12 protein-coding genes are annotated in these 12,083 nt (G+C 43.3%); all 12 read left to right on the top strand.

Annotation, left to right across the window (positions count from 1 at the left end; genetic code table 11):
• Window positions 1–27 precede the first annotated feature (27 nt).
• The 12 genes from BM398_RS08095 to BM398_RS08040 all read left to right on the top strand — a co-directional run bounded on the left by BM398_RS08095 (window position 28) and on the right by BM398_RS08040 (window position 12,036).
• Window positions 28–1,104, top strand: a complete 1,077-nt coding sequence (locus tag BM398_RS08095; protein ID WP_139233797.1) for a glycosyltransferase — start codon at window positions 28–30, stop codon at window positions 1,102–1,104.
• A gap of 95 nt (window positions 1,105–1,199) precedes the next feature.
• Complete coding sequence (gene rfbF, locus BM398_RS08090) at window positions 1,200–1,979, top strand: glucose-1-phosphate cytidylyltransferase (protein WP_026656752.1); 780 nt, start codon at window positions 1,200–1,202, stop codon at window positions 1,977–1,979.
• 2 nt (window positions 1,980–1,981) lie between these two features.
• Window positions 1,982–3,823 (top strand): thiamine pyrophosphate-binding protein, encoded by a 1,842-nt coding sequence (locus tag BM398_RS08085; protein WP_092337220.1) that lies wholly within the window; start codon window positions 1,982–1,984, stop codon window positions 3,821–3,823.
• 45 nt (window positions 3,824–3,868) lie between these two features.
• A complete protein-coding gene (locus tag BM398_RS08080) occupies window positions 3,869–4,516 on the top strand; it encodes a ribonuclease domain-containing protein (protein WP_242949783.1) in 648 nt (215 codons plus the stop codon).
• A 3-nt stretch (window positions 4,517–4,519) separates the two neighbouring features.
• Window positions 4,520–4,795 (top strand): barstar family protein, encoded by a 276-nt coding sequence (locus BM398_RS08075; protein ID WP_092337219.1) that lies wholly within the window; start codon window positions 4,520–4,522, stop codon window positions 4,793–4,795.
• Between the two features lie 33 nt (window positions 4,796–4,828).
• Window positions 4,829–6,097, top strand: coding sequence for an ArsB/NhaD family transporter (locus BM398_RS08070; protein ID WP_026656755.1), 1,269 nt, complete (start codon window positions 4,829–4,831; stop codon window positions 6,095–6,097).
• Between the two features lie 298 nt (window positions 6,098–6,395).
• Window positions 6,396–7,664 (top strand): M18 family aminopeptidase, encoded by a 1,269-nt coding sequence (locus tag BM398_RS08065; RefSeq protein ID WP_092337217.1) that lies wholly within the window; start codon window positions 6,396–6,398, stop codon window positions 7,662–7,664.
• Between the two features lie 29 nt (window positions 7,665–7,693).
• Window positions 7,694–8,959, top strand: coding sequence for an SseB family protein (locus BM398_RS08060; protein WP_092337216.1), 1,266 nt, complete (start codon window positions 7,694–7,696; stop codon window positions 8,957–8,959).
• Between the two features lie 181 nt (window positions 8,960–9,140).
• Window positions 9,141–10,034 carry a chemotaxis protein CheX gene (locus tag BM398_RS08055; RefSeq protein WP_092337215.1) on the top strand — a complete coding sequence of 298 codons (894 nt, stop codon included), beginning with the start codon at window positions 9,141–9,143 and terminating at the stop codon, window positions 10,032–10,034.
• Between the two features lie 21 nt (window positions 10,035–10,055).
• The gene (locus tag BM398_RS08050) at window positions 10,056–10,412 is read left to right on the top strand and encodes a response regulator (RefSeq protein ID WP_026656758.1); all 357 of its coding nucleotides are present in this window, start codon (window positions 10,056–10,058) and stop codon (window positions 10,410–10,412) included.
• 107 nt (window positions 10,413–10,519) lie between these two features.
• Window positions 10,520–11,245 (top strand): elongation factor P 5-aminopentanone reductase, encoded by a 726-nt coding sequence (ymfI, locus tag BM398_RS08045; RefSeq protein ID WP_175531881.1) that lies wholly within the window; start codon window positions 10,520–10,522, stop codon window positions 11,243–11,245.
• 14 nt (window positions 11,246–11,259) lie between these two features.
• Window positions 11,260–12,036 (top strand): HAD family hydrolase, encoded by a 777-nt coding sequence (locus tag BM398_RS08040; RefSeq protein WP_175531880.1) that lies wholly within the window; start codon window positions 11,260–11,262, stop codon window positions 12,034–12,036.
• The last annotated feature ends 47 nt before the right edge of the window (window positions 12,037–12,083 follow it).

Raw genomic sequence — 12,083 nt, 5'->3', positions numbered from 1 at the left:
ACAGAAGCGGGCGTTGAGGAGGTTTGTGTGTTTTCGTTTTCAGTGTGCATGATCGCAAAAAATGAATCGAAGAATATCGGGAAGTGTATTGATTCAATAATGCCTTTGGTAAAGTGCTTTGAAGGCTCGGAGGTTGTTGTCGTTGATACGGGGTCTACCGATGATACGGCTGAGATAGCAAAAAGCAAAGGCGCTGTATTATATAACTATGAATGGACGGGAAACTTTGCAAAGGCGCGAAATTATGCGTGCTCTAAGGCTGTGAATGATTATATTTTATCCGTTGACTGCGATGAATTTCTTGAGGATTTTTCTACGGAGCTTGCTGATAAATTTATGAAAACGGTTATGGCAAATCCCGGAAAGATTGGGATGTCCACGATTGCAAGTACGTATGTACAAAACGGTGAAGAACTTAAATCCCGCGACAAGATTGGGCGTTTTTACGACAGGAAAGTATACAGCTTTTTGGGGGACATACATGAGAATCTTCGGACTATAGACAGAGATGGCGAAAACGGATATTTTGATCTGCCGCTTTCTTTTGATCATGTCGGATATGATACTCCGGAATTAAGGAAGAGTAAGGCTGAGAGAAATAAAGAGCTTTTGCTTAAGGAACTTAATGATAATCCGGATGATCCGTATGTTTTGTTCCAGATAGGAAAATGCTGCATTGCAATGGAGGACTATAAAGAGGGAACAGACTATTACGAGCAGGTCATGGAACAGACGATAAATCCTGAGCTTTCCTATATTCAAGACATGATGGTTTCATATGGATATGGGTTAATGGCGCAGAAAAGATTTCCGGATGCATTGTGTCTTGAAGGAGTTACGGATCTTTTTTGCGGCAATGCGGATTATATGTTTATGATGGGACTTATTTATATGAATAATGCTCTTTTCGACGATGCGATAGCGGCTTTTTTGAAAGCGACAAAAGCAAAAATCTATTCGGTAGAGGGTGTTAACAGTTTTAAGGCATATTATAATATTGGAGTTATAGAGGAAGTCAGAGGAAATATTTTAAAGGCAAAAGATTTTTATAAAAAGTGTGGTGTATATGGACCTGCAAACGACAGGCTGAAGGCACTTGGTTAGAATAGACTACAAAAAAATTTCAAAAAGTAGTATATTACTGAATATCAATTTGGTGGATTTATTTTGTAACCCAACGGGAAGGAAAGAGAGATTAGATGAAAGTTGTAATTTTAGCGGGAGGTTTCGGAACAAGAATCAGTGAAGAGAGCCATCTTCGCCCAAAGCCAATGATCGAGATCGGGGGTAAGCCGATCCTTTGGCACATCATGAAAGAATATTCACATTACGGATTTAATGAGTTTATTATATGCGCGGGATATAAGCAGGAAGTTATAAAAGAGTATTTCGCAAATTACTATCTCCACAACTGCGATGTGACTTTCGATTTTGCAAACGAGAACAAGACAACGTTCCACTCACAGAAGGCGGAGCCCTGGAAGGTAACTGTTGTCGATACGGGATACAGCACCATGACGGGTGGACGTATCAAGAGGATAAGAGAGCATGTCGGAAACGAGGCATTCTTCATGACCTACGGTGACGGCGTGTGTGACATAGACATGACAAAGCTCCTTGAGTTCCACAAGGAAAACGGCAAACTTGCGACTGTGACTGCGATTCTTGCCGGACAGCGCTTTGGTGTGTTTGACATTGATAAAGGTGATGGTTCTACCATTAAAGATTTCAGAGAAAAAGCAAGCATGGACGGCGCCAGAATTAACGGCGGTTACATGGTTCTTGAGCCCGGAGTTTTCGATTATATCGAGGGCGATGCGACATTCTTTGAAAAAGAGCCTATGCACAACCTCGTAAAAGACGGCGAGATGGTCGCATACAAGTATGACGGCTTCTGGAAGTGCATGGATACAGCAAGAGAAAGAGATGAACTTACGGAACTTGTTGAAACAGGTAGAGCACCTTGGATAAGGTGGTAAATATGAGAGTTTCTGATTATATAGCAGAATTTTTGGTAAAAAAGGGCGTCACCGACTGTTTCACTGTAGTAGGCGGTGGCGCTATGTATTTGAATAATTCTTTTGGCCATACCAAAGGAATGACATGCACGCACTTCCATCATGAACAGGGCGCGGCTATAGCGGCTGAGAGCTACTCAAGATATGACGGAAGAGTTGCGGCTCTTTGTGTGACTTCGGGTCCCGGCGGAACCAACGCTATAACGGGAGTGCTCGGAGGCTGGCTTGATTCGCTTCCTATGTTCGTAGTGAGCGGTCAGGTGCGTTATGACACAACAGTCAGATATGAGCATAAGCTCATGGGAAAAGAGTATGATCGCAAGGGACTTCGTTCTCTCGGCGATCAGGAGTACGATATAACCCGCATGACTGAGCACATGTGCAAGTACGCAGTTATGCTTGAAGATCCCGCAGACATAAGATATCACATGGAAAAAGCTTGGCATCTTATGAACGTCGGAAGACCGGGCCCTGTGTGGATTGATGTTCCCGTTAATTTCCAGGGCGCTGAGATCGATCCCAATTCGCTTAGAGGCTACAGCGAGGAAGAAGCAGCTTCTTATGAAAAAGAGACTCCGGAAGTTTCTGATGAAACAATAAACGAAGTCATCGAGATGGTCAAAAAAGCTGAGCGCCCCGTTATCTATGCGGGCGGCGGAGTGCGCATTTCAGGCGGTTTTGACGCGTTCAGAAAAGTTGTGGATAAACTCGGAGTTCCCGTTTGTACATACTGGAATTCAATCGATGTTATAGAAACGGACAATCCGCTTTACTGCGGTCGCGGCGGTAACATGGGTGACAGACCCGGTAACTTTGCGATACAAAATGCTGACCTTGTCATCGTCATAGGCAGCAGGCTTTCAATCAGACAGGTAGGCTATACATGGGGAACATGGGCAAGAGCTGCAAAGGTCGTAATGGTCGACATTGAACCTGCCGAGATGGACAAGCACACAGTCCACGTTGATATGAAGGTTCACGCTGACGCAAAAGAATTCCTTGAAAAGCTCTATTCGGCAGCAGATAAGTGCGAAGGCGGATATGTTTCACCTGCCGATGCATGGAGAAAACAGTGCGTCGCATGGAAGGAAAAATATCCCGTTGTATCTGAAGAACAGCTCCATACGGGCGACAACAAGGTTAACGTATACGGATTTATCAAAGCTCTTTCTGCGGCACTTCCTAAGGGAAGTCTTACTGCAGTAAGTAATGGTGCGTGCTGCGTAGCGGGACACCAGAGCTGGGTAGTAAAAGAAGGTACGAGATTTATAATAAACAATGCGGTAGCCAGCATGGGATACGGACTCCCCGCAGCGATAGGTCTTTGCATCGCGGCAGGAAGAAAAGAAACAATATGTCTTGAGGGCGATGGAAGTATAATGATGAACCTTCAGGAGCTTCAGACTGTTATCACAAATAAGCTCCCGATCAAGGTATTTCTCATAAACAATGAGGGCTATCATTCGATCAGACTTACTCAGAACAATCTGTTCAAAGAGTATTCAAAAGTCGGAATCGGCCCCGAGAGCGGAGATCTAGCATTCCCGTCTTTTGAAAAGATTGCACAAGCTTTCGGATATCCTTACAGCAGAGTGCTTACGGGAGATGAGCTTGAAGATGCCATGAAGGCGGCGGTAGATGCCAAGAGTCCTGTGTTTGTTGAAGTTTATACCGATACTGAGCAGGTTTGGGCGCCTAAGAGCTCAGCAAGAAGAGAGCCGGACGGAAGTCTCACAAGCCCTCCGCTTGAAGATCTTGCGCCTTTCCTTTCAAGGGAAGAGCTTGCTGAGAACATGTATATTTGACGATTGGATAAAGAATGCATTTATAGATAAAAAAGAGGTATAGAAGTGAATTTTTTTAAGAAAAAAGGTAAGAACAGCGTTAGGATAGTTGCGCTCATAATGCTGTTGTTTATGGTTTTGACAACGGTTGGTTCCGGAATATTCGCAGCGCGCGGTATAACGGGCGGCGAGGAAGAAGCATCGTATGATAACTCGGGTATAAGTGAGATTTCCGCCGAGGATCTGTCGCTCCTTTTACAGGACAGCGCAGGAACGGCGATAACGCTTGATGCGAATGCACTTGCATCGGATACGGCAGGCGAAGCTTCGAGCGCTGCAACTGATTCGGCCGCAAGCGGCAAGACTGAAGAAGGAATCGGTGTTTCGGAGAGCGGTGTTTACACTTCCAAAGATGATGTAGCTCTTTACATCCACACTTACGGAAAACTTCCATCAAACTTTATCACCAAGAGTGAAGCCAAAAAGCTTGGCTGGAGCGGCGGAGGTCTCGACGAATTCGCTGAGGGAAAGTGCATAGGCGGAGACAAATTCGGAAATAATGAAGGTAAGCTCCCCGAAGGAAAGAACTATAAAGAATGCGATATAGATACGCTCGGTGCGGATTCCAGAGGCGCTAAGCGAATTGTTTACGCTGACGATGGAAGCGTGTATTATACTGACGATCACTATGAGAACTTTGAGCAGGTGTATTAAACTATGGAGAAGGTTTTTTATATTGATTTAGCGGTAGTCTCAACGCCGGAAGAACTTCAGACGGAGCTGGTAAAAGAGCTCCCTCTTCCGGATTATTACGGTCGCAACCTCGACGCGCTTTATGACGTTCTTACAGAGAGCGGCGACGGCTGGAATATTATTTTTTACAATGCCAAATTTGCACAGTACAGGCTTGGAAAATATTTTGATGCGCTTTGCAGGCTTTGCAGGGAAGCGGCGGAAGATGTACACGACCTGAAGATCAGGTTTTATATGTGATAAAAAGTTTTTCAGCAGAAGGAGTAAATAAACTTGAAAACTTTAGCCATTGTTTTATTTGTAATAATGTATGTTCTTATGGTGGTTCTGCCTAAGAAAAGAGCATACGTTGCGCTTTCTACGGCGCTTATTTTTGTGATCACGGGAATCCTTCCGTTTAATCAGGTGTTTTCGGCAATAGACTGGAACGTCCTTATGATGATCTTTGGAACTATGGTAATCGTTGATTACTTCATCGAATCCAAGATGCCCAATTACATTGCGGACAAGATTCTTAATGTTGCGCCGAATGTGCTGTGGGTTACGATATCGATGTCTCTTTTCTCGGGAATCATTTCTGCATTTATCGATAACGTTGCGACGGTTCTTATGGTTGCACCTGTCGGACTTGCTATCTGCAAAAAACTCAAGATTTCACCTGTTGCGATGATCATATGTATCGCGGTTTCATCAAACCTTCAGGGAGCTGCGACACTTGTCGGAGATACGACATCCATAATGCTTGCAGGTGCAGCGGGAATGGACTTTAACGATTTCTTCTGGATGGACGGAAAGCTCGGAATCTTCTTTGCGGTTGAGCTCGGAGCGCTTGCTACGGTTCCTATCATGATGGTTCTTTTCAGAAAAGACAAAGAGCCCGTAAGCTCAGATGAGAAGACTGTTGTAACTGACTATGTTCCTACAATAATGATGCTTGGACACGTTGTACTTCTTGTTATCGCATCATTCTTCCAGAATAAGCCTGAGATCACAAACGGTGTGATCTGTATGGTCTGCGGAATCATCAATATCATCTGGGAGATTTTCCTTTCTAAGGGAACAGACAGCATGTGGCATTCACTCAAAGCAATCGACTACGATACGATGCTCCTTCTTGCAGGACTGTTCTGCGTTATCAGCGGAATTACCAATGTCGGCATCATTGACGAACTTGCAAATATCATAGCCGATGCGGGAAAAGGAAATGTCTTTATGCTGTACACGGTTATAGTTTTCGGTTCCGTTGCGATCTCGGCGTTTATCGATAACATTCCTTATGTTGCGACGATGCTTCCGGTGCTTGGAAGTTTGTCGGCTGTAATGTCGGCAAGCCCGCTTCTTTTGTACTTCGGACTTTTGATCGGTGCAACACTTGGCGGAAATCTTACACCTATCGGTGCTTCCGCAAATATCGCCGGTGTGGGAATGCTTAGAAAAGAAGGTTACGAAGTTTCATTCGGTGATTTTATGAAGATAGGAGTTCCGTTTACATTAACTGCAGTGTTAGTGGGATATCTTTTCATTTGGTTTGTATATGCGTAAATCTAATATGATAAAAATGTAGTGACCATGAGGGCTTTCGACTATCCAAAGAGTCGGAGCCCTCTTTTTATGCGGCTTAAGAGGAATAGAAAAGTTCAAAAAAAATTTACATATAGTTCTATGAAAACTGCTTGATATATTGAGCCTGTGCGTGCTAGAATGTTAATGCTTTATTTATATAATTAATATGACGATAACAGGATGATCGCATATCTTTGAAAACAAATTTAGGCTATAATTATATTTGGTTGTAGTTTACATAAACTGCAATGAATATGATAAAAGGCGGAAAAGTAATATGAAGAATATAACAGAAAAAATGCTTGAGTTTATTGACGCATCACCTACATGTTTTCACGTGGTCGACAATCTTAGGAAAGAGCTTGACGACAGGGGGTACGTGGAACTAAAGGAATCTGAGGAGTGGGAACTTAAGCCCGGAAAGTTTTTTGTTACAAGAAACGATTCTTCTGTGATTTCTTTCAGGATACCCGATAAGAAGTTCAAAGGTTTTTATGTGATCGCAAGTCACAGTGATTCTCCTTCTTTTAAGATAAAAGAGAATCCTGAGATGGAGGAAGTTTCGGCATATGTAAAATTAAATACCGAGAAGTACGGCGGAATGCTCTGCGCACCTTGGTTTGACAGACCGCTTTCGGTTGCGGGAAGACTTATCGTACGAGACGGTAAGGGTGGCTTTGCATCAAAGCTTGTAAATGTGGACAGAGATCTTTTGATGATCCCTTCACTTGCTATCCACATGAACAGAGATGCAAATAGCTCAGCCAAGTACAATCCGCAGACAGACTGTATACCGCTTTTTGGAGATGCAAGTTCCAAAGGCAGGTTTTTTGAAGTGGTCGCAGAGACTGCAGGGGTGAAAAAAGAAGACATCTTAAGCCACGATCTCTTTTTGTACAACAGGGTGAAACCCACATTCTGGGGCGCAAACAATGAGTATATCGCAAGTTCTAGACTTGACGATCAGGAGTGCGTATATGCCACATTCGAGGGATTTATTACAGCAAAAGAATCTGAGAATGTTGTTATGCACTGCGTTTTCGACAATGAAGAAGTCGGAAGCGGAACCAAGCAGGGAGCGGATTCTACATTTTTGAAGGATACGCTTATCAGGATAAATGAAGGCCTTGGAAGAACGAAGCAGCAGTATTTCACAGCTGTTGCAAACAGTTTCATGATCTCCGCCGACAACGCACATGCCGTACATCCCAATTACAAGGAGAAGGCGGATCCTGTAAACAGACCGCTTATGAACGGCGGAATCGTTATTAAATATAACGCAAATCAGAAATATACGACGGATGCGGTATCCGCAGCCACATTTAAACTTATTTGCGAGAAGGCAAATGTTCCCTATCAGACATTTACCAATCGCTCGGATATTGCCGGAGGCTCAACGCTCGGTAATATCTCAACATCGCAGGTTTCCATTAACACGGTGGACATAGGACTTGCCCAGCTTGCAATGCATTCGCCTTATGAATCCGCGGGAAGCCGTGACCCCGAGTATCTTGCAGGGGTATCAAAAACATTTTACGAGAGCTGACTACAGCATCAGACGAAAGAGGGATATAGATGGGATTATTTAGTTTGTTGGGGGGAAAAAAAGAGAAGGCGCTTCAGCCCGGACAACTTGATGAAGAAATCAGAATAGCAAGAGAGAGGGAACTTGAGGAAGTAAGAGAAGCTCATGCAGCCCTTGACTGGCCGACAATACCGAAGTTAAATCATGTGAATCTTCCGGGTGTCGAGTGCTGTCTTGCTGAGACTGTACCCGAGGAACGCAAGGATGATATCGGACAGATAATATATGAGGATGATATTTCGATAGATGAACTTAGGGAGCTTAACGATCAGGAGCTTTTGTTTGTTCTTACGACTTTTGATGAGTTTGACAGAGAGGTTCCGATTCCCGACTACGAGAGAAATCGCAGAAAAGTTTACAACGAAATAATCCGCAGGGTCAGAGACGCTGAAATTCTATATGTGATCTATGATAAGTCGACGGGATATCCGTTTATCGATCATGGATACGGTCTTTTGTATTTTGGAAAAGAGATGGCGGAAGAGGCTGCAGAACTTTATAAGAAGCAGTACCGTCAGGTTATGGTAAAAGAGATAGAGGTTGAGCCGCAGCAGGAAGAGCAGGGTGCGGCAAGAAAAGGATATTTTGATTTCCTTTACTGCATCGGCCTCGAGGATCTGATAATAGACAACGGCGCTTACAGAGTGAAGTTTAAGAGAGACGAGATCTCAGCTGCTCCCGGTGAGTGGAACAGAGTTATAAAAGATGCTCCCGTAAATCCGCAGCTTTGCTTCTCAATGCTCGATATGCTTGAAGAGCGCAGATGGCCCGTAAAATATGAGAAGAGAGATGAGATACTTGCTCTTAAAGAAAAGAGAATGATCGGAAATCTCTTTAACGGAAAATATATAGTTCCCATGCAGTATGAGGGACATGCTGAAAAGACAGAGAGCGGCAGAGTGAGAATGGGAAAAGATACAAAGTTCACATTCTTCATGGTAAAAACTGCCGATGATAAGATATTTATGCCGGTGTTCACCGACGGATTCGAGTTTGGAAAGATGAAGCTCGGACATGAGTGGAATGCCGCAGTATTTTCTTTTAGCGACATCGCAAGATTTATCCGCGATAAGGACGGCGTGGCGATCAATCCCGCGGGACACAGGATATTCATGCCGAAGGAACAGATAATTGCGATAGACAGTGCCAACAGAGCTTACAGAGAGACAAAGGCACAGCAGAACAGAAGAGCTGATGACGACAACGCTGTAAAGAGGGCTGTGAATGGCGCGATGGCGCATATGGAAAATAATTAAGAAAAATATAATAAAACGTTCTTGAAAATTGTATGCCGAGCGGATGATGTATGATACAGCGTTCTCTTGGTATACAATTTATTGTGATGTAGCGAAATAAATAGTCTTGTTTATATACGGATAATGGTCTAAAATGGTACTGTAAGTTATAAACAAATTTTTATGTATAGGAGCTACAGCAATGTTCGATCGTCTAATTGGTGTATATTTGGTTGAGAAAGGCTTGCTCGACAAGAGTCAGCTTGAGAAGGCATATCAGATACAAGAATCCAATTGCGCTAAGCTTGGTGTTATAGCTGTTGCAGAGAAGCTTATGACTATAGCACAGGCTGAACAGGTAAATGCCATGCAGGCATCTATGGATAAGCGTTTTGGTGATATTGCCATCGAGCGTGGGTACTTGACAGAGACCCAGGTAAGCCGTCTTGTGGAGTTGCAGGGAAATCCGTATCTCGCATTTATTCAGGCACTTACGGATATGGGAGCTATTTCCATGAGTAAGTTGGCAGAGGTGGAGGAAGAATATCAGAAACTCCACGGTTTCACAGAGTCGGATATGGCAACACTTAAGTCCGGTGATGTTGAAAAGATCGTGCCTCTTTTCCTTGAGACTGAAGACCCGATATACAGAGGGATGTTTTCCATGGGTATCAAGAATATGTACAGACTCGTGGATAGTCATGTATTTGTCGGAAAGGCATATACGACAAAAAATATCAAGGATGAAGTCCTTGGCTATCAGAAATTCCATGGAGATCAGAATGCGTTTGTAGGCATTTCAGGCAAGTTTGAAGACGTGCAGAGGATGGCTAAAGCGTACACTAAGGAAGAATTTATTGAAACAAGAGAAGACGCGCTTGACGCGGTTTGCGAACTTATAAATTGTATCAACGGTTTATATGTAACAGAACAGAGTAAGGAATCAAAGTTCATTGAACTTGAGCCACCTGCATTCTCTGTTTCAGAAACAGAAGCTAGCTGTGATGAGATCATGGTAATGCCTGTTTACATCTGCGGTGGTGAGGTTAAATATCTCATTGCAGTATCAAAAGACACAAAAATAACGACCATGTAATAGGTTGGAGGAATATAGAAAATGAAGAACGTTTTAATAGTAGATGATTCCAGAACTTCAAGAAAAGTTTTGAGAGATATATTGGAGAGAGCCGGCTATTCAATTGTAGGTGAAGCTGTTAACGGCCAGGAAGGTTTTGATGAGTACATGAAACTTAAGCCCGACATCGTTACCATGGATATCACTATGCCTGTACTTGATGGTATTGATTCACTCAAGCTTATCAGAGAAGCTGATCCCAATGCAAAGGTTGTTATGATCACAGCTGCAGGACAGAAGCATAAGATGATGGAAGCGGTTAAGCTCGGAGCAGCAGAATTCGTTGCAAAGCCTTTTGTTGAAGAAACTGTTATCGATGCACTTTCACATTGCTGCTAATAGCTGTATGTGATCTGGAAGGCTAATCGTTTATTACAAGACAGAATATGTGCGCTGCTCTTTTATTGAGGGCAGCGCATTTTGTTTTAATACAAAGGAGGCGCGAAGTGAACAGAAAAGTCCTTATAACCGGAGCATCAAGAGGAATAGGAAAGGCTATTGCGGAAGCTTTCGCTGCAATGGGAGATGAACTTTTTTTAACCTGTAAGCAGAGCGAAAAGCAGTTGGCCGGTTTTGCCGAGTATCTTCGAAACGAGTACGGTATAAAATGCAGCAGTTTCACTTGCGATGCCGCTGATTATGATTCGGTGTCGGATCTTTTTGCAAGGAAAATAAAAGACATAGATATTGTCATAAACAACGCCGGCATAGCGCATATCGGACTTCTTACCGATATGAGTGTCGCTGATTGGCGAAAGGTAATGAGCACTAATCTTGATTCAGTTTTTTTCACATGTAAATCAGCTGCTACTGTCATGTTGAGGAAACATTGTGGTAAGATAATAAACATAACTTCTGTGTGGGGATCCGTCGGAGCCTCCTGTGAAGTTGCGTATTCGGCATCTAAGGGTGGGGTCAATGCTTTTACTAAAGCACTGGCAAAAGAGCTTGCACCAAGTAACATTCAGGTCAATGCAATTGCATGTGGAGTTATCGATACTGCAATGAACAGGGAACATTTGACGGAGGAAGATCTCAGCGCGCTTGAGGATGAGATACCTGCCGGAAGAATGGGCGAAGCTACGGAAGTTGCCAAGCTTGCGGTTATGCTTGCGGATTCGCCCGAATATATGACAGGCCAGATTATAACCCTCGATGGAGGATGGATTTAGGATGGAGAAGATTAATGATTTTATTTTTTGACATTGACGGAACGCTTTGGGATTACAAGAATTACATCCCGGAGAGCACAAAAGAAGGAATTAGGAGGGCGAAAAAGAACGGACATAAGTGCTTTATAAACACAGGAAGATCAAGATCTTTTGTAAGTAATCAGGAGCTTTTGGGAATAGGCTTTGACGGTATCGTTTCGGCGTGCGGATGCATGATCGAATACGATGGAAAGACTATTTACAATAGACTTATGGATAAAGATGATGCGATAAGAACTGTGGAAACGGTTCGAAGATATGGTTTCAGACCGATCCTTGAGGGGCCGGAACATCTATATATGGAAAGAAAAGACTTTGAAGGTGATATGTACGGCAGAAAAGTTATGGCGGATATGGGAGACAGGCTTCGCGGTATTGATGATAATTGGGGCAACTGGCAGATGAACAAATTGTCATGCGCTACGACGGGATGTGATACCAAGAGCTGTTTTGCTGAACTTGAAGATCTTTATGATTACATGATCCACAACGAGCATGTCGTAGAGATGGTTCCCAAGGGCTTTAATAAAGGCACGGGAATTGAGAAAGTCTGTGAGCTCTTATCGGAAGATGTCAAAAATACTTTCGCTTTTGGCGACAGCGTAAATGATATGGAAATGATGCAAACTGCAGGAACAGCTATTGCTATGGGAAGGTGTGCTGATGAGATCGCAGATATAGCAGACTTTGTCACAACTCACCTTGAGGATGACGGGATTTGGAATGCGCTAAAAAGGTATGAGCTTGTTTGATTATAAAAATTTTACTTTTAAAATAGTCGAAATAATGATAGGATTAG

The sequence above is a fragment of the Butyrivibrio sp. M55 genome, assembly GCF_900116865.1.
GTDB lineage: Bacteria > Bacillota > Clostridia > Lachnospirales > Lachnospiraceae > Butyrivibrio.
This window is presented reverse-complemented; position numbering and strand designations above follow the sequence as displayed.